We start from the raw sequence: 18615 nt of genomic DNA, 5'->3' as shown, positions 1-18615 counted from the left end.
CATTTGCCTCGTCCAAGGGGCCTACGCCGCCCCTGTCGGCTTTGTCCGGCCGAGCGGGATGGTGACGGATTTGGCGATCAGCCGCCGTCGCGCTGCAAGCCAGACCGTCCCGGCCGCGATGAGGCCGACGACGACATTGGCGGCGACGAACAGGATCACCGCCAGCACCGCCACGATACCGGCGTCGCCGCGTTCGACCATGCGCATCGGGGCCACCGCCAGCGCGGTCACGCCGAAGGTGAAGGCCCAGTAGGATGGGCTGAACGGCTCCTCCCGGATCCAGGGCAGCAGCCGCAGCAGCACCAGCGCCTGCAGGACGCCGTAGCCGAGCAGAGCATGGGCGACCAGGTCGGGCGGCCCCTGGGTGATGCCGAGATAGGCGACCCCGCCAACCACCGGCGGCGCCAGCTGGACGCCCAGCGTCGGCCGCAGTCCCGGCGGCAGCGTGGCGGCGGTCAGCAGCCGGTGGATCAGCACCGATTCGATCGCCAGCCAGGAGAACAGCCCGGCGCCGAAGGCCATCTGCCCCCAGTCGGGATGGCCCAGCGCAGCCGCCACGGCGGCGGTGACGAAGCTGCCGGCGACGGTCGGCAGGTAGAGGACGGGCGTGGTGGTTCCGTGGTCGCGTCCGCCCTGCCACAGGCCGCCGGTGCGCCAAATCGCGAACAGCAGCGTGGCGGCGGCGCCGATGGCGAACAGCACCGTCGCGATCGGCTGCGAATAAGGCAGCACGCCGCCGGCGACCAGCAGCGTCGCGACCCCGGCTAGCCCGATGAAGCAGCACGCCACCGGATGGGCCACCTCGCCCAGTGCCTCATCGCGGGCCACCAGCCATTTCAGGCCATAGAGCAGGACCAGAACGGCCCAGACCACGACCGCCAGGGCAATCACGGCCTCGCCGATGACGGCCGGCAGCTGCCACAGCCGGTGGGCCGAGCGCCAGGCGCCGCCGAGCCCGGCCAGCCCCAGCACGATGCCGAAGAAGGAGGCCGGGATCACCGGCACGATCAGTCGAACGGTCATTTGAGCAATCCCCCGACAGCCCCGGCGGGAAGGTCCCGCCCACCATGATAGGTCCGCACCTTGGCTCAGGACCTCTTGAACGGCCAGCCCGGCTCCAGGTCGTCGCTTCGAATCTGCTCGCGATCATCGTGTGCAGCCGGCCGTCGATCCTTCCGCCGGCGTGGAGATGACCCGCAGCGCGGATCGGGTGCCGCGAGATCGGAAGGAAGCTGCCCGGGATGTGTGCCGTGGCCCTTTTTCGTCACGGGAGATGGCGCAGGGCGGATTTGAGCGTTCGGGAGCTGCGGTTCTTCTTCAGGAAGGCATCCGTCAGGTCGGCGATTTCGTCTGCCGACGTGTCGAGCGCGAAATGGCCGCCGTCCAGGATATGGACTTCCGCTTCGGGCACATCGCGCTTGTAGGCATCCGGCTCCGAGAGGTCGAAGGACGGGTCGTACTTTCCCCACAGCACCAGCATCGGCGGCTGGTTCTCACGCATCCATGCCTGCCAGGCAGGGTAGGAGGCGACATTGTTGCGGTAGTCGAAGAACAATTCGGTCTGGATGTCGGCTTGGCCTTCCCGGTTGAGGAAGGCGAATTCATCGGTCCAGAGGTCCGGATCGTAGCGGTCGATTCTCGGGTCGCTGCCGAGATGGCGGGTGCGCGTGGTCTCGAACGACAGCAGGTTGATCCGCAAGGCCGCTTCGTGCGTCGCGCGGTCCGCCCAGAAGGCCCGCCTGGCCGCCCAGGGTTTGCCGAGGCCTTCATTGTGCGCCACGGCGTTCTGGATGATGAGGCTCTCGACGCGGTCCGGATGGGCCAGCGCGAGCCGGAAGCCGACCGGGCCGCCGTAATCCTGCATGTAGAGGCTGTAGCGGGAGAGCACCAGTTTCTGCGTGAAGCGGGCGACGACGTCGGCGAGACGGTCGAAGGTGTACGAGAAGTCCTTCGGCTTCGGCGCGTCGCTGTGGCCGAAGCCGGGATAGTCCGGGGCGATGAGACGGTAGCGGTCCGAGAGCCGCTGCAGCAGCGGCTCGAACATCCGCGACGACGACGGCAGCCCATGCAGCAGAAGGATCGCCGGCGCATCCGCCGGGCCGGCGTCCCGGTAGAAGATCGACAGGCCGTCCAGGTCGATGGTGCGGTAGCGGACCGGGTGTTTCATGCGGGGCTCCCGTATGCCTGTGGGACTCAATCTCCGACCTGCAGGATGATCTCGATTTCGACCGGCATGCCAAGGGGCAGGCTGGCGACGCCCAGGACAATGCGCGGCGAAAGCATCCCGGTCCCGAAGGCCTTGACCAGGATCTCGGACGCGCCGTCGGCAACCCGGGGATGGTCCCGAAAATCGCCTGCGGTCGCGATGTAGACGGCGAGTTTTGCGACGCCGGTCACCTTGTCGAGCGTGCCGAGGTGCACCTTGGCCGCGGACAGCGCGTTGAGGCAGGCGATCCGTGCCGCCTCCTGCCCCTCCTCGACCGACAGTTCCGCGCCGAGCCGCCCGATGAATTGCGGGGTTCGGGCGATGACAGGAAGCATCCCGCTGAGGAAGAGCAGGTTGCCGATCTCCACCGCTTCGACATAGGCGCCGAGCGGTATGGGCGCCGGCGGCAGTTCGATGCCCAGGGTCTTCAGCCGCCGTTCCGCGCCGGCGGCCGGCACTGTGTCGAGAGCTACCATCTGCCCAGATGGGCGCCGCCATCGACGTGCAGCACCTCCCCGGTGATGTGCGGGGCCTCGGTCAGGAAGACGACGGCGTCGACGATATCCTGGACGGTGGAGATGACACCCATCGGCGACAGCGTCTTGAGGAAATCCTTCGGATCGTCCTTGTGGAGCGGCGTGTCGACGATGCCGGGAGCCACGGTGTTCACTCGAATCCCTGCCTTAGCATACTCCATCGCGATGTTCTTCGAGGCGGCCTCGATGCCGCCTTTGGTCATCATCGCGACCGAGACGTCGACGCCCGCGATCGGATGACCGACCAGCGGGGTGGTGATGCTGACGATGCTGCCGCCGGACTTCTGCGCCAGCATCTGCCGGACCACGAACTGCGTGAGGTGAAGGAAGCCCTCGGTGTTCGTCGCTGCGAGCTTGCGGTAGTCGTCGACCGTGTAGTCTATGAACGGCTTGGCGAAGAAAATCCCGGCATTGTTGACCAGGGCGTTGATCGCGCCGAACCGTGCCAGGGCGATCTCGGTGACGTTCCTGGCCGTCGCCGGGTTCGCGATGTCGCCGTCCACGCGGGCGACGCGATCGGAATCGGGGATCTCCCTCGACCGGCTGACCTGCCGGGATGTCGCGACGACGTTGTAGCCGCGGTCGAGGAAGGCATTGGCAATTCCTGCACCGATGCCCTGGGAGGCACCGGTGACGATCACTGTCTTCTCAGCGTGCATGATCATCTCCGAACTGTGATGCGAAGCCGACGACGCGATCAGGTCGTCTGGCGCAGGGGCCGGAAGGCGGCGCGCAACTCGGCGCTGAACAGGGCCGGCTGCTCCCAGGCGGCGAAGTGCCCGCCCTTGTCGGGCCTGTTGTAGTGGATCAGCTTCGGATAGGCCTGCTCCGCCCAGCTCTTGGGCGCCTGGTAGATCTCGTCCGGGAAGGCACTCACGGCGACCGGGATCTTGATGCCCCGGGGGTCGAAGAAGCCACCCGACGGGAAGTGCGCATTGTCCCAGTAGAGGCGCGCCGAGGAGATCGCCGTGTTGGTCAGCCAGTACAGCGTGACGTTGTCGAGGATGTCGTCGCGCGTCAGGCCCTCGGTCTCGCCGTCGAAGACGCGGGCGATGAGCCTGTAGCTGCGGATGTCGTGGTCGAGCATCCACGCCGCGAGGCCGACCGGAGAGTCGACGATCCCGTATAGCGTCTGCGGCCGGTTGTTCATCTCGATCGCGTAGCCCAGCCCGTTCTTATAGAAGTCGTCGAGCTGGTCCCAGGCGCGCTTCTCGTCCGGCGAGAGGCCGGCGGGCGGCGGGCCGCCGGCCGCCAGCGCTTTCGCGACATCCGCCGGGACGGTGGCCGCCATGTTGGTGTGGATGCCGAGCAGTCCCGGCGGCTGCTGCAGCGCCATCTGCTCGGACACGGCATTGCCCCAGTCACCGCCCTGCGCGACGTATCTGGTGTAGCCGAGCCGCTGCATCAGCACCGCCCAGGCCTGCGCGATCCGGACCGGGGTCCAGCCGGGCGCCGTGGGCTTGCCGGAGAAGCCGTAGCCCGGCAGCGAGGGGATCACCACATGGAACGCATCCGACGCGGTCCCGCCATGCGCCGTGGGATCGGTCAGCGGCCCGATGATCTTGAGCTGCTCGATGATCGAGCCGGGCCAGCCATGGGTGACGATCACCGGCAGGGCGTTGTCGTGTTGCGAGCGGACGTGGATGAAGTGGATGTCCAGCCCGTCGATCTCGGTGACGAATTGCGGTAGGGCCTGGAGCCGCGCCGCCATCTTGCTCCAGTCGTAGTCCGTCGCCCAATGCTTCGCGAGCTTCTGGATCGTCGCGAGCTGCACGCCCTGCGTGTCGTCCGCGACGGTCTCCTTGTCCGGCCAGCGGGTGGTGGCCACGCGGCGTCGCAGGTCGTCGAGCTGCTCCTGCGGGAAGGTCATGCTGAAGGGGCGGATGGCGTCGCCCGTGGCCGCACCCAGCGGCATCGGCATCATCATGGCGACGCTCGTCAGGGCTGACGTTATGAGGAGGTCACGGCGCGTGGGTGAAAAACCTTCCAGCATGGCGAAATCCTCTCGGGTGGTCTCAGTGGCAGCGAAGCGCCACGACAGACTGCGACGAGGCCTGGGGCCGCGCGATTGCACGTTGGTATCGCCGACACCTTGGTATCGGAATGCGGAAGCTCGGCCGAACCGCGGGATCGAGACAAGATTACGCCGCTTTGATTGCTCGAATATTTTCAATTCCGGACGATACCAAGGTATCGCCGATACCTTTGTTTGATAGATGGGGGCGTTGAGCTCTGGCATTTCGATGACACCGGGACTGTCCCCGCGACCATCGGAGATTGATATGGACGCCATCGCAAACGTCGGCCGGATCCGCGTCGATCGCCGCTCACCGGCCTATTGGCGCGTCACCTTCGACCTGCCGCCTCTGAACATCTTCGGGCCGGCGAACATGTCGCAGCTGAACGCCGTCGTCGCGGCGCTCGAGGGTGACGAGCAGGTCAAGGTCGTCGTCTTCGACAGCGCCATCGAGGGCTTCTTCCTGACCCATTACGACTTTCTGGCAAACCCGGAGGACACGCTTGGGCTGCCGCCAGGCCCGACCGGTCTGCAGCAGCTGCCGGACATGCTGGTGCGTTTGAGCCGCGCCCCCGTCGTATCGATCGCATCGATCCGGGGGCGCGCGACCGGCGTGGGAAGCGAACTCGCCCTCGCCAGCGACATGCGCTTCGCCAGCCGCGAGAAGGCGATCCTCTCGCAGTGGGAGGTCGGCGCCGGCCTGGTGCCCGGTGGCGGGCCGATGGCAAGGCTGCCCCGCCTCATGGGCCGTGGCCGCGCGCTGGAGGTGCTGCTCGGGGCGGACGACATTCCGGGCGATCTCGCGGAGCGCTACGGTTATGTCAACCGCGCACTGCCGGATGCGGAGCTCGACGCCTTCGTCGACGCGCTGGCAAGGAGGATTGCGTCGTTCGACAAGCAGGCCATCGCGGAGACGAAGCGCCTGGTCGACGTGGCGAGCCTGCCGCCCGACGCTGAAATCGCGCCGGAATGGGAGGCGTTCATGGCGGCGCTGGCCCGCCCCGCCGCCCAGATGCGGATCAAGGCGCTGATGGAGCGCGGCTTCCACAAGCCGGGCGACGTCGAAACGCGCCTCGGACACCATGTCGGGCAGCTCGGCCGCTGACAGCCTCCTCGGTCGGCCATGTCAGGATGTTCCGTCCCGTCAGGCGCCAGCGGCAGACAATTTCTTTCACGCGGCGTTCGATTCCCGCGTGTGCTCTTGGGTGGCAGCCATGAAATTCAGCATCGGCGAAGACAGCGGCTTCCACGACGCCATCGTTCCGCGCAACCCGGCGGTTCTGTCACCGCGGCGGCTATCGGACCCCTATGTCGAATTTCGGTCGGCCGGCCTTCGAGGCGATCGGGTCGCCTGTTGGCCGAGGACAGGCTTACTGGACGTCGTGCCGGCCACGCGGGGATTCTCGGTCGACCTGGTGCCGGTGGCCGGCGAGGACCCGGTTGTCGATCGAGTGCGGCATCTCGCGAAGCCCCCGGGCGGTGGGCATCTGCCCGCGCCCGCAAGCTGGACCCCGGCCTCGGCGGAAGAATGGAGGCGCAGCGCTTCGCTGCTGCCGGCTGACGCGATTGGCCGAAACGCCGCCAAGATACAGCACACGCTTTCCTGGTTCGCGAAGAGGATCAGGCACGGTGCGGATTGCCTATCGCGCCGCAGCAAGGGCTTGGGAAGACCGCAGTAATTTTTGAATGCGAAGATCGCGCTCCACAAGATTTCAAAGGAAAGAGACATGGGAAGTGCAGAAGTTGGGATCAGACCCGCGGTCGAGAGTTCGTGGGCGGGCAAAGTCGACATGCGGCTCGAGATCGTGATCATTCCTGTCTCGGACGTGGACCGCGCCAAGCGATTTTATGGCGATTTGGGTTGGAGGCTCGATATCGACCATGCGGCCAGGGACGACTACCGCGTGATCCAGTTCACGCCGCCTGGCTCCGCATGCTCTGTCATCTTCGGCAAGAACGTCACCGCCGCCGCACCCGGCTCGATGCAGGGGCTGCACCTGATCGTCTCCGACATCGAGGCCGCTCGCGAGGACCTGCTCCGTCGTGGCGTCGAGATCAGCGAGCCGTTCCATGACACCGGAGGCGTGTTCCACCATGCCGACGGAAAGGGCGTGGCCATCGGCCCGAATCCGCAACGAAGAAGCTACGCCTCCTACGCCTCGTTCAGCGATCCCGACGGCAATGGCTGGGTCTTCCAGGAAGTGACCGCGCGATTGTCCGGAGATGTCGAACTGGGCGACGCGCGATTCACCAGCGAGGTCGTGAACGCGGTCCGACACACCGCAACCGGAGGGTAAAATGGATCTCGATAGAACGATCGTCATCACCGGCGCCTCGGAGGAGATCGGCGCGAGCCTCGTCGGCACCTTCCTCGATCGCGGCTACAATGTCGTCGCGACGTCTTCGGAGATCGGCCGATCTTCGGGAAACCTGCATTCGGACCGGCTGGCCTGTGTGGCCGGAGACATCGCGGATCCGGACACGGCCAAGATCGTCACCAAGACCGCGATGGCGCGCTTCGGAAGGATCGACGCCTTGATCAACAGTGCCGGGATCTTCGTCACGAAGCCGTTTGTCGACTATACCGTCGAAGACTATCGCAATCTTGTGTCGACGAACCTCGACGGGTTTCTGCACCTCACGCAGCTGGTCGTCCGGCAAATGCTGGCGCAAGGGACCGGCGGCAGCATCGTCACCGTCACCTGGCCGCCGACCGACCGGGCAACCCCCGGGGTCGCCGCCTCGGTCGCCATCATCACCTCAGGCGGTGTCGAGGCGGCATCCAAGACCATCGCGATGGAATATGAGCGGGATGGAATTCGCGTCAACATCGTGGCGCCCGGCATCGACGCCATGTCGTTTCAGACGGCCAGCCCGGAAGCTTTGCTCGAGGCACTGCCGGCGATGCGCAGCACCTCGATCGCGAGGGAGATCATCGATGCTGTCGTTTTCCTGACCGAGGCGCCGCAGATCACCGGGAAGGTGCTGCACGTCGATTGTGCGCCCGTCGACAGATGGTAGTCCCGAGACCGGCATCGGCGGTGTCAGCTGCTTGCCCGGAGCTCCTGCAGCAGCTCCTGCGCGACCATGAGATCGTGCGTGTCCTGCCCTTCGGCGAAGCGATCGTAGATAGGCGCGAGGAGCGCGAGCGCCTCGCCGGCTCGATTTTGATCCTTCCACAGCCGCGCGAGGCTCGCCGCCGTTCGCAATTCCCACGCGATCGTCTGCTGCCGGCGGGCCCATTCGAGCGATCGGTGATAGTACAACTCGGCCTCACGCGACCCATCGGGCGCACTGTAGGACAGGATCAGCTCGCCTTTGATCCGGAGGATCTCGGCGAAGTACCATCGCTCGTCATTCTGCTCGGATCGCACCAGGGCTTCGTCGATCGCCGCCAATCCCTCGGCGATGTTTCCGGCACGCCCGAGGGCGGAGGCGAACTCGCTCTGGAAGACGATGTAATAGACGCCGTACTGGATCTCGCGGAACTCCGCCAGGGCGGCCTCGAGTTCGGCCAGCCCGCCATCGAGGTCACCGCGTTTGATGAGCAGGACGCCTCGGAAGCACCGGCCCCAGCCTTGCCAGAAACCGAGCCCTTCGGCCGCATTGTCGATCAGCATCGAGACGTAGTGCTCGACCAGCGGCAGATCGCCGACGAACAGGGCAACGGGGCACGCGGCGTGAACCAGGACCTGACAAAGGGTTAGGGTATCGTTCCCAGAGGCGGCGCCGTCGACAATGCTCTTGACCAGGAGCACGGCCTGCTTCGGCCGGCCCTGCAGCCAAAGGATCCGCGCAAGAAAGCACCGGGCCATGGCGCGTTGGTCGAAGACAAAGCGGTTCAGCTGGGCGCCGATGACCGGAACCTCGTATCTGCCCAGCATGCGTTCGATGGTGTGGCGCGCCTCGGCCTGGTCGCCCAGGAGATGCAGGATGTAGCCGACCATCCGGTCTCCGACCAGGATGCCGAGCTTGTCGCCTGCGCTGGCGGCAAGCTCGGAAAACCTCCTCGCGAGCGCCAGCGCCTCGCGGAACTCGCCCTTGTTCAGCAAGCCAGCCCACAGGCCCCACAGGGCCCGCAACTGGTAGTCGCGATTTTCCTGCCGCTCGGAGGTTTCGAGAGCCCGGTGCCATGCAGCCATAGTCTCCGACCCCAGGCCCTTCGTCTGCATCAAGGACCAGGCGCGCGCCGCGTGCAGGCGCATCTCCTGGTCCAGAGTCCGGCTGGTCTCGGGCGCGGCCAGAGCGCGGTCGACCCGTTCCTCGCACTCCCTGGTGAGCGAAAGATGAAACCAGAGCGGGATGGCGAGGACCGTCAATGCGACGCCCGTGGCCACATCGCCGATGGGCGAAAAGGTCCAGTCGAGCGCGGCTCTGACATTGTCGATGTTGTGCCGGTAACGTGGGAGCCAATCGGTTGCGGGCTCGCGCTCCCATTTCCCATAGGCCTGTTCGAGCAAAGCCCGATAGTGCTCGGCGTGGCGCCGCGCGAACCGGTCGTGTTCGGTGCATTCGTCGAGCTTGACCAGCGCATAGGCACGGGTGGTGTCGAGCAGGCGGTAGAGCGCCACGGCCGCATCCAGGCTGGCCGTGACCAGGGATTTGGCGATCAGATCGGCGATCGCATCGACGATCTCGGACGGAGGCGTATCGCCGTCGGCCAGAACGGCGCTCGCCGATTCCATCGTGAACATGCCGGCAAATACGGCCAGGCGGCGGAGCACGACCTGCTGCAGCTCCGGCAGCAGGTCGTAGCTCCAGTCGAGCGTCGTGTGCAGTGTCTGATGGCGGGGCAGGGCGGTGCGGCGACCACGCAACAGCAAGCTGAAGCGCTCGTTCAGCCGCGCCGCGAGCCCGGCGATGCCGAACGTGTCGACACGCCCCGCGACGATCTCGATGGCCAGCGCGATTCCGTCGAGGCGCCGGCATATCTCGGCGACGAGCGGCGCCTCGGCATCGCCGAGCTCAAAGGCGTCGAGGCATGCGGCGGCCCGTTCGACGAACAGCTGAACCGAGGGAAACGCCAGGGCCTCGGCGGCCGTAAGCTCGGTGCCGCTCTGCGGAAAGGCCAGCGGCGCAAGCCGGTGCACGCGCTCGCCCTCGGAACGGAGGGCTTCCCTGCTTGTCGCCAGGATATGGACCCGCGGGGCTCCCTTCAGCACGTCCTCCGCCATCCTTGCTGCGGCTTCGACGACGTGTTCGCAGTTGTCGAGCACGATCAGCAGGTGCTTTTCCCGCAGGAAGGTGATCACGTTCGGCAGCGGCCTTTCCGACCCCACGCCGACCCCGAGGACGGTCGCCAGCGCGCCCGGCGCCAGCAGCGGATCGGAGAGAGGGGCGAGGTCGACGAAGCGGACACCGTCCTTGAAGCTGCCGGCCAGGGTGTCGGCGACGGCAACCGCGACCGTCGTCTTGCCGATGCCGCCGGCGCCGACGATGGTGACGAAGCGCTGCCGGGTGACTTGCGCGGACAGGGCGGCCACCGTGTCGGAACGGCCGACCATGCGCGTGAGCGGCATCGGCAGATCCTGCCGCGCCTCAATCGCCTCGATCTGCCGGTCGACATCGCCGAGCACGAGACCGCGATCGACGGGTGCTACGAAGCTGTAGCCGCGTCCCGGGATGTTCGCGATGAAGCGCCTGCCGGCTTGTCCGTCGCCGAGGGCGCGGCGCAGGGCGGCGACATGGACCTTCAGATTGCCCTCTTCCACGAAGGTGTTGGGCCATACGCGGTCGAGCAGCTCCTGCTTGCTCAGGACCTGGCCCGGCCGCTCGAGAAGGGCGACGAGGATGTCGCGGGCACGACTGCCGAGGTGAACCGGCTTGTCGCCTTCGAGCAGCAGCTGTTGCGCGGGCAGCAGTCGGAAAGCGCCAAAGGAGATCTCGCTCGGCTTCTCAGCCTCGTACCCGGTCACTCTTCGCCCCTTCGGCTCGTGAATCTGATGGCGCCTGCTAGAAGCCCCATCCAAGCCATGCGGGCGCTGTCCTCGCTGGCCTCGCATATCGTCCCGCGATCGACGGGCACGGTCAACGCCCGGTACTGACAAACAAAGGGGCGAGGTCCGTATTGCTCTGCCCCCGGAATCATGGAAAACTTTGCTGTTCGATTAAAGAGCATAATCCGGAGACGTCCAATGACCGTCCGGCAGAGGCAAAAATTCCTCCAGACAGCGGAATGTACTCCTCTTTATTTTGGAAGTATTAACAGACGCGATCTCATGACGCGAAGCATCACGGCGGGGCTGAGCTTGGCCGGGGTCGGAGCCGTCGCGAAGATGGGTATTGGCGCAGCCTATGCGGCAGACCGTCCGCTGACACCCACCGTCTACCAGTGGATCCAGAACTTCCACCCTGCGATCTCGGAGGTGAACGCCAAGTTTCCCGGCATCAATAGCCAGGTTGCGCCGGTCGAGGGGTTCGGCATCGAACGCTTTGTCGCCGAAGCGAAAAACAACGAAAGCACCTGGGACGTCTATGTCGGCCAGACTCCCTTCGTGGAGATGTCGGCCCTGGTCAAGGCCGGCGTGATTGAGCCGTGGGACAAGTACATCCCGAAGGACGTGATCGATGATCTCCTTCCATCGATCCGCGAGGAATGCACGATCGACGGGAAGCTCTACAGCTGGCCGTTTCTTCTGGATGTCATCGGCACGGGATGGCATTCGGGCCTGACGAGCAAGGCAGGGGTGGCCGATGCCGCGCCGGCGACCTGGGACGATGTCCTGGCCGCGGCCAAGACGATCGTGGACAAGCAGGCGGCGCCATGGGGGGCCACCTTCGACAGCCACGGCTGGCGCTCGCTGGCGCCGATCGCGCACAGCATGAGCTCCCATGTCTATACGCCGGAGGGCCTGTTCGACTTCACCAGCGAGCCGGCGATCGAAGCGCTGAAGCTGATGAAGCAGATCATGGCGGTCGCCAATCCCGATGTTCTGCTCGAAGGCGCATCGGATGCCGGTGTCAATGGAACCCCGGACGAGGTCGCCTTCGCCGCTCAACGCGTCGGCCTCTACTTCAAGTACTTCAACGCGCCGCTGCGCATGGCAACGAATTGGGACGATCCCAACGCCCTGCACCTCGGGCCATTGCCCAAATTCGCCAACGGCGAAGGCTCGACCGTGTTCTGGACCACCGGCTGCGCGTTGTTCAAGCACGGCCAGAACAAGGAAAAGGCAGCGGAATACGTCAAGGCCCTGACCTACGACAGGCAGATCTGGAAAGACTCGATCGTGGGGACCCCGAGCGGCCATCCGGGGCAGCTGCCGCCCTACAAATCCATCTATGCCGAATGGCGCGCCAACAAGCCCGACTGGATGCCGGACTTCGTGACCCTGGTTCGCGACCAGCTCGACAGGGCCAAGGCGATCAGCAACCACCTGTTCGGATTGCAGCAGTTCGTCATCGGCAAGCCGATCTGGGAGGCCTACCTGAAGGGTGAGGAGGCCGACCCGAAGGTCGCCATGCAGAAGGTCGCCGAAGCGGTCAATGCCGAGGTCAAGAAAGGCTGACGCACGGCCGGCGGACAGGCTTGCCGGATGCGGCCTGCCGCCGGAGTAGCGCCTGGCCGTCAGTAAGGGTTAGAAGCCGCGGGGTCCTTGGGCCTTGCGGATGATGCGCGCCGAGTTTCGAGCGGATTCTTCAGGCAAGGACGATATGACCCTATACCGGCCCGCAGCGGCGGTTCCCTTGCGCCGCCAGGCGGTCCAGCTGCGCCGGGCCGCCGGTCCGTGGCTGTTCCTGCTGCCGGCCTTGGTGTTCTTCGCCCTGTATCAGATCTACCCGATCCTGCGCGTCCTCTGGATCAGCTTCACCGACTATCAATTCCTGTCCAATCAGCCCGCCAAATGGATCTGGCTCGGGAACTATGCCGATGCCCTGCAGGATCCCCTGCTGTGGGCCGGCCTCGGGCGTGCCGCGCTGTTCACCATCATGTTCCTGCCCGGGACGATCATTCTGCCGCTGCTCCTGGCAATCCTCGTGGATCGGGTGACGAACGCGCGCGTGGCGACCTTCTACCGCGTCGTCCTGCTGATTCCGGCGGTTATCCCGAGCACGCTCATCTTCGTGCTGTGGAAGTGGATGTATAACTACCAGGCGGGTCCGATTAATCATTTTCTGGTCGAGACGGTCGGCCTGTTCACCTTGCAGAACGCGCCGCAGTGGCTGGGCGGGACGCCGCTGACGCTGCCCTCGATCGCCATCATGGAAGTGTGGTGGGGGCTGGGCTACCACACCATCTTCTTTCTCGCCGGCCTCGCCGCGATCCCCAAGGATCTGCCGGAAGCCGCGCGCATCGACGGGGCGAATGAGTGGCAGATCTTCTGGTATGTCACCCGGCCTCGGCTTGCGCCGATTATGATGGTGCTGGTCGTCCTGCGCTTCGGAACCGCGATGGCGGTGATCGACGAGTATCTGATCTTCGGCGGCTTCAACCGGGCCTCGCCGACCTACACCTGGACGATCTTCATGTATGACCAGGCCTTCAAGCTCGGCCTGTGGAGGCAAGGCTACGCCGCGGCGATCGGGATGATCGGGGCACTCGCCATGATGCTCGTCATGGTGCTGCTGCTTCGGCTGTTCCGGGCCAAGGACTGACGGTGGGATCGAGCTGCCAATGAGCCTTGAAGCCATTCATCGCAGCCGGGTCGCGGCAAAGCGGGCGATCGGCGGGCAAGCCAGGCCGGGCTGGTCCAGGCGCAAGCGGGCCGCGGTCGCCCGCCATCTGGTGATCAATCTCTTTCTGCTGATCATCCTGCTGCCGCTGGTCTGGGTGCTGTTCATGTCGGTGAAGACGCTGCCGGACGCGATGCGCGGCGATCTCTTCCCGAGGCAGCTTGACTTCACTCATTATTCCTACGTGTTCGAGCGTATCACCACGCTGCCGATCAACCTGTTCAACAGCGTGTACGTCACTTTCAGCACGGTGCTGATCACCATGTGCTGCTCCGTCATGGCCGGATACGCGCTCGTGCATCTGAGGCCGCGCGGCACCGGGCTGGTGATCACCATTCTGCTGGTCTCGCTCTATTTCCCGGTTCGCGTCGTGTCGCTGATCAGCATCTACGAGACCCAGCGCTGGCTCGGGCTGATCAACAGCACCGCCGGCCTTATCCTGCCCTATGTCACCCTTCAGCTGGCGATCAGCGTGCTGATCATGCGCAGCATGTTCCAGCTCGTTCCGCGTGAGGTCATCGACGCCGCGCGAGTGGACGGCGCCGGTCCCTGGCGGACGCTCTGGATGGTGGGCCTGCCCATGGTGCGCAACGGTCTCGTGGTCATCTTCATCGTCAACTTCGTCGCGGCGTGGGGTGAGTATCTGCTGTGCGTGACGCTGATCGACGACGAGGCACGGCGCACGATGCCAGTTGTCCTGGCCGTGGCTCAAGGCGGGCAGGGCCATTGGTCCTGGCCCAATCTCGCGGCGGTGTACATCATTGTGACCACGCCCGGCATCGTCGCCTTCGCCTTCGCCCAGAAACTGTTCTTCAAGGGTCTGGCTGAAGGCGTGACGAAGCTGTAGCGGGGTTGCCGACAAAGGAAGGCGGGATCCTACCGCCCGGGGCAGACCCCCAGGCTTCCCGACCTCGCCGGATGTCGCCGTGGCGGCTCTCAGATGAAGGCGCGATCGCGTCCCAGCGGTGTTGGCAAGCTAAGCCTTGCCGCCATCGCGATCAGGTCAGCCAGGGAACACGCCTTCATCTTCCGCATGACCCTGCCGCGATGGGCCTTCACGGTGATTTCGCTGATGCCCAGCTCGAAGCCGACCTGCTTGTTGAGGAGCCCGGTGGCGACCAACGCCATGACCTCGCGCTCGCGACCGCTGAGCGTTTCGTGGCGCCTGCGGAGGGCAAGCACTCCCGCCTCATGTTCCAGCCTGGTCCTGCTGACCTCCAATGCGCGATCGATCGCTGTCAGGAGTTCCTCGTCGTCAAACGGCTTCATGAAGAACTCGATCGCTCCGGCCTTCATGGCCTGGACCGCGACCGGAACGTCGCTGTGGCCGGTCAGGAAGATGACCGGCATTTCGCTGCGCTCCGCCGCGATGCGTCTCTGAAGCTCGAGACCGCTCAAGTCGGGAAGCCGAAGGTCCAGGACAACGCAACTCGGGACCGACGCATGGGGACGCTCGAGGAACTCGAATGCGGATCCGAAGGCCTCTGCGCGCCAGCCCGAAATCCGGACGAGTTCCGCGAGAGACTCGCGGACGGATATGTCGTCGTCGACGATGAAGACGGTCGGCGCGCAGCCGGCATCCGATGACGACGGAGCGTTCGCGACGACAGGGTTCGACGGCGCGTCGCGATCCAAGCCCGGGTTAAGCAAACTGCGGCGTTCCGGGAAGTCGATGCGAGCTGGCTCAGTGGATCTGCTCCGTGCAAGACCGATCTCCGGGAGAGGGCTGCAACGGATTTGTGCGGATCTTACGTGATATGAATGTGATATCATTTGTTCCTCCACTGTTTGTTGCGCGGAGCGTCTCGGATGTCGCTGTTGCTGGTGGACCGGGCCTCAATCCAGGACGGAGCGCAGAGCGGCGACCGCCTGAGCAATGGCGCTTCGCGTTGCCGGCGTGTCCGCCAACGCATTCAGCACGACGAACCCGTGAATGGTGCCGCTGTAGCGGACCGAGGTCGCCCTCACGCCGGCCCTGATGAGCAGGCGGGCGTAGCCTTCGCCGTCGTCGCGAAGAACATCGTTCTCCGCGACGATGATCAGTGCATCGGGCAATCCACGCAATTGGTCGACGGAGGCCCGCAGGGGTGCCGCGGTGATCTCGTTTCGCAACGCGGCGTCGGGAAGATAGGCATCCCAGAACCGTTCCATGGCGGCCTTCGTCAGCCACGGTCCGTTTGCGAAGGTCTGGTACGAGGATGTCGCGAAATCGGCATCCGTGATCGGATAGAACAGGATCTGCAGATCGATCTTCGGACCGCGGCGTTGCATCGCGAGGAGCGTGACCGCGGCGGCCATGTTGCCGCCCGCGCCGTCCCCGACGACTGCAAGCCTGGTGGGGTCCACACCAAGGCTCTCCCCGTGAGCGGCGACATAAGCGGTGACCGCATAGATCTGCTCTAGGGCAACCGGATACCGCGCCTCGGGTGAGCGGTCGTAGTCCACAAAGAACAGCGCCGCGCCCGCGGCGACGGCCAACTCCCGCACGACCCGGTCGTGAGTGTCGGCGTCTCCGAGACACCAGCCGCCACCGTGGATGTAGACGATGACCGGCAAGATCTTTTGCGTATCACTGGGCCGGACGATCCTGACGGCCACCGATCCGGTCGGCCCGACTGGAAATGACATGTCCTCGATCCGAGCGGAGGGCCGTCCGACGGCGCCGGCCTGAATCCGGACCAGCGCGCGGCGTGCTTCCTCAGGCGACAGGCGGCACAGGTCGGGGTTCCCGCCGATCGTATCGAGAAAGTCCTGCGTTATCGGCTCGAGAATCCAACTGGCGTCATTCATTCTGTAACCTCGGCTCGCGCGGTGTCGGATATGGACAGACCGGATCGCGCATCGGCGGCGGGCTCCCGAAGGCGCCTGACTGAAGAAATGCTGCGCCTGTTCGAACGTCGGTTCGAGTTAAGACTGGTAAATCCGGGTTCTGAGCAGTGCGGCAACCCGACGGACGAGCGGTCGGTTGCTACGGACTGGCGGTGAGCCGGAGACAGGCGCCGGAGATCGGCGCTGCGGCTCGGGCTCCACATGACCCCGGGCCGTTTTTGTACCGCTTGTCACCTCGAGAAGCGGCGAGCGGTGCTGCAAGCCCGAGACAAATGCGGCCCGGCCGCGGGCGAGGCTTCAACTCGCGTGGCCGGGCCGCCAGCGCTGCTGGGGGGAAAGACAGCGCGTCGAGTTTGTGGCTGCTTCATGGGGGGGAATGAAGGCTAGGCCACATGCCGCGTTTGGGGGGAGAAATCGCGGCGAAACCGACAATAGTCCATGCCTCGATGTCCATAAATAATATGTTGGTATCGGTGTGCATTACAGCGCCGGTTATGCCGAGGGACGGACGAATTCGCGCGAGGCGGCCACTTCGACGACGCCGATTAACCTGGCTTAACGAATTCTAACTGGGAGAATTCTGCGGATCGGCGTCAAAGTCGAGACAGCAAACAAGAGCTCGTCGGAGCAGGGCATCTGAAGCTGATCCACGGCGACAGGCGCGAGAAGGGCGGCCATTTCACCGTCCGGGAGCCGCCGGCCCGGTTCAGCGCCGCAAGGCGCGTCCGGAATCGCCCGTGCCGCTGATCGGAAATTGCGGATCAGGACCCGGCCCCGATGTCGACGACGCTTCAAGCAAACCGAGACATGGAGGTGATCATGCACGTCGGCCAGCTGCTCCTGGCGAGATCGGCACCGTTGTCGCCCCAGCGGAGGAGCGAAGCGGACCAAGCGCTCGTCATCATCGTCGATGGCCAAGCGTCGGTTCGAGAGGCGCTGTCGGAGTTGATCCTGTCGGCGGGCTTCCGACCGGTCTGCTTCGCATCGGCCCGTGAATTCCTCGACGCAGATCTGCTGGACGCCCCCGGCTGCATGATCCTGGAAGTGCGGATGCCGGGGACGAGCGGCCTCGATCTGCAGCGACATCTCGCCCAGAACGGCAACGCCAAGCCGATCATCTTTCTCACCGGCCATGGCGACATCCCCATGACGGTTCAGGCGATGAAGGCCGGCGCCGTCGATTTTCTCACCAAGCCGGTGCGGGACCAGGCGCTGCTGGACGCCGTGATCGCGGGCGTTGCGATGGATGCTGCGCAGCGCGCCAAGGCCCGGATCGTCCGGTTGCATGTCGACCGCTACAAGACCTTGACGCTGCGCGAGCGGCAGGTGATGTGCGCCGTGGCGCAAGGCCGTGTCAACAAACAGACCGCCTATGACCTCGGGATCAGCGAGGTCACCGTCAAGCTCCACCGCGGCAACGCCATGCGCAAGATGCAGCTGAGGTCCGTCGCCGAACTCGTTCGCGTCTGGGAAGCGCTGCCAGCCGAGATGCGCGGGAGCGCGCGCCAATCCGGGGGGGCTGTATGGCCAGCTGTTCCCGACCATCCTGCTGGCCCGGCTGGTGTCGATGGAACTCGAAGTGAGGCAATCGGAGTGGCATATCGGCGCGGGATCTACAGCGTCGTCGCCAGCTAGATGCGAGCCTCCGCTCCGGTTCCCGACACTCGGCTCTCCTGCCGCGCGGCGGCCGCGTGTGGGTCAAGTGCCCAAGTCTCTGTAGCCCGCTTCAACGCCACGGGGGCAAAACCGCTGGCGGACAATTCATGCCATGTTGGCCTGCATCCAAGCCAGGCCGGTTGGACAGTACGGCCGGCCGGATCGCGCTCTTGACGATAGGTTCATATGCACCTATTTTGGGCGGCATGTCACCTTCGCAAGCTCTCGACGACGAAACCGCCGACCTGATCGCCCGCACCTGCCTGTGCCGGCGCATCCAGCGGGCAGGGCGGATCATCGGTCGTCGTTTCGACGAAGCGTTCCGGTCGCTCGGGATCAACAACTGGCAGTTCTCCGTCCTCATCACGCTCAAGCATCTCCGGTCCCCGACCATCGGCGAATTGGCGGAGGCGCTCGGGATGGACCGCACAACCTTGACCAAGAACCTGAAGCCGTTGTCCCGGCGCGAGCTTCTGCGCGTATACACCGACGAGCACGATGCGCGGGCGCGGCGCATCACCCTGACGGAGGCCGGCGAGGAGATTCTCGCTGGTGCCGAAGAAGGTTGGCATCAGGCTCAGCGGGCGGTTACTGCGGGCTTCCCGCCGGAAGAATTCGCGCAACTGACCTCCTCGCTGGAGCGCTTCCAGGTTGTGGGCAGGGGCTGAACGATGGGCGCGAACCTCGAAGGTCCGGCA

General features: G+C 65.3%; 17 protein-coding genes. 9 read left to right on the top strand and 8 right to left on the bottom strand.

Annotation, left to right across the window (positions count from 1 at the left end; genetic code table 11):
* Positions 1-21: 21 nt before the first annotated feature.
* The 5 genes from tehA to E9232_RS05840 all read right to left on the bottom strand — a co-directional run bounded on the left by tehA (position 22) and on the right by E9232_RS05840 (position 4669).
* Positions 22-1023 (bottom strand): dicarboxylate transporter/tellurite-resistance protein TehA, encoded by a 1002-nt coding sequence (gene tehA, locus E9232_RS05860; protein WP_309792680.1) that lies wholly within the window; start codon positions 1021-1023, stop codon positions 22-24.
* A 241-nt stretch (positions 1024-1264) separates the two neighbouring features.
* Entirely contained in the window at positions 1265-2167 is a 903-nt protein-coding gene (locus E9232_RS05855; RefSeq protein ID WP_309792679.1) for an alpha/beta fold hydrolase, read from the bottom strand.
* 26 nt (positions 2168-2193) lie between these two features.
* The gene (locus tag E9232_RS05850; RefSeq protein ID WP_309792678.1) at positions 2194-2664 is read right to left on the bottom strand and encodes a RidA family protein; all 471 of its coding nucleotides are present in this window, start codon (positions 2662-2664) and stop codon (positions 2194-2196) included.
* An 11-nt stretch (positions 2665-2675) separates the two neighbouring features.
* Complete coding sequence (locus tag E9232_RS05845; protein WP_309792677.1) at positions 2676-3401, bottom strand: SDR family NAD(P)-dependent oxidoreductase; 726 nt, start codon at positions 3399-3401, stop codon at positions 2676-2678.
* Positions 3402-3439: 38 nt separating this feature from the next.
* Entirely contained in the window at positions 3440-4669 is a 1230-nt protein-coding gene (locus E9232_RS05840; RefSeq protein ID WP_309792676.1) for an epoxide hydrolase family protein, read from the bottom strand.
* Between the two features lie 355 nt (positions 4670-5024).
* Between E9232_RS05840 and E9232_RS05835 the strand changes: the two genes are divergently transcribed.
* From E9232_RS05835 to E9232_RS05820, 4 genes are all read left to right on the top strand, one after another.
* Positions 5025-5864: an enoyl-CoA hydratase/isomerase family protein gene (locus E9232_RS05835; RefSeq protein ID WP_309792675.1), complete on the top strand. Its 840-nt coding sequence runs from the start codon at positions 5025-5027 to the stop codon at positions 5862-5864.
* Positions 5865-5973: 109 nt separating this feature from the next.
* On the top strand, positions 5974-6438 hold the full coding sequence (locus E9232_RS05830; protein WP_309792674.1) for a hypothetical protein: 465 nt from the start codon (positions 5974-5976) through the stop codon (positions 6436-6438).
* A 111-nt stretch (positions 6439-6549) separates the two neighbouring features.
* Positions 6550-7056 carry a VOC family protein gene (locus E9232_RS05825; RefSeq protein ID WP_309792673.1) on the top strand — a complete coding sequence of 169 codons (507 nt, stop codon included), beginning with the start codon at positions 6550-6552 and terminating at the stop codon, positions 7054-7056.
* A 1-nt stretch (position 7057) separates the two neighbouring features.
* Positions 7058-7780, top strand: a complete 723-nt coding sequence (locus E9232_RS05820; protein WP_309792672.1) for an SDR family NAD(P)-dependent oxidoreductase — start codon at positions 7058-7060, stop codon at positions 7778-7780.
* A gap of 23 nt (positions 7781-7803) precedes the next feature.
* Here the strand turns inward: E9232_RS05820 and E9232_RS05815 are convergent, their stop codons facing one another.
* Complete coding sequence (locus E9232_RS05815; RefSeq protein ID WP_309792670.1) at positions 7804-10674, bottom strand: ATP-binding protein; 2871 nt, start codon at positions 10672-10674, stop codon at positions 7804-7806.
* 303 nt (positions 10675-10977) lie between these two features.
* On the opposite strand from E9232_RS05815, the gene E9232_RS05810 reads away from it, so the two are divergent.
* The 3 genes from E9232_RS05810 (at position 10978) to E9232_RS05800 (ending at position 14279) form a co-directional block, all read left to right on the top strand.
* A complete protein-coding gene (locus tag E9232_RS05810; RefSeq protein ID WP_309792669.1) occupies positions 10978-12267 on the top strand; it encodes an ABC transporter substrate-binding protein in 1290 nt (429 codons plus the stop codon).
* Between the two features lie 100 nt (positions 12268-12367).
* Positions 12368-13354: a carbohydrate ABC transporter permease gene (locus tag E9232_RS05805; protein WP_309792668.1), complete on the top strand. Its 987-nt coding sequence runs from the start codon at positions 12368-12370 to the stop codon at positions 13352-13354.
* Positions 13355-13373: 19 nt separating this feature from the next.
* Entirely contained in the window at positions 13374-14279 is a 906-nt protein-coding gene (locus E9232_RS05800) for a carbohydrate ABC transporter permease (RefSeq protein WP_309792667.1), read from the top strand.
* An 89-nt stretch (positions 14280-14368) separates the two neighbouring features.
* On the opposite strand, the gene E9232_RS05795 is transcribed toward E9232_RS05800, so the two are convergent.
* Positions 14369-15067 (bottom strand): response regulator transcription factor, encoded by a 699-nt coding sequence (locus E9232_RS05795; protein ID WP_309792666.1) that lies wholly within the window; start codon positions 15065-15067, stop codon positions 14369-14371.
* A 201-nt stretch (positions 15068-15268) separates the two neighbouring features.
* Positions 15269-16222 (bottom strand): alpha/beta hydrolase, encoded by a 954-nt coding sequence (locus E9232_RS05790; protein WP_309792664.1) that lies wholly within the window; start codon positions 16220-16222, stop codon positions 15269-15271.
* Between the two features lie 816 nt (positions 16223-17038).
* Here E9232_RS05790 and E9232_RS05785 point away from each other — a divergent pair.
* Both E9232_RS05785 and E9232_RS05780 read left to right on the top strand, forming a co-directional pair.
* Positions 17039-17896: a response regulator transcription factor gene (locus E9232_RS05785; protein ID WP_309792663.1), complete on the top strand. Its 858-nt coding sequence runs from the start codon at positions 17039-17041 to the stop codon at positions 17894-17896.
* 161 nt (positions 17897-18057) lie between these two features.
* Positions 18058-18585, top strand: a complete 528-nt coding sequence (locus E9232_RS05780; RefSeq protein WP_309792662.1) for a MarR family winged helix-turn-helix transcriptional regulator — start codon at positions 18058-18060, stop codon at positions 18583-18585.
* Positions 18586-18615: the final 30 nt, after the last annotated feature.

The organism is Inquilinus ginsengisoli (assembly GCF_031453975.1).
Taxonomy (GTDB): domain Bacteria; phylum Pseudomonadota; class Alphaproteobacteria; order DSM-16000; family Inquilinaceae; genus Inquilinus; species Inquilinus ginsengisoli_A.
The sequence above is the reverse complement of the archived record's forward strand: the minus strand, read 5'-3'. Positions and strand labels throughout refer to the sequence as shown.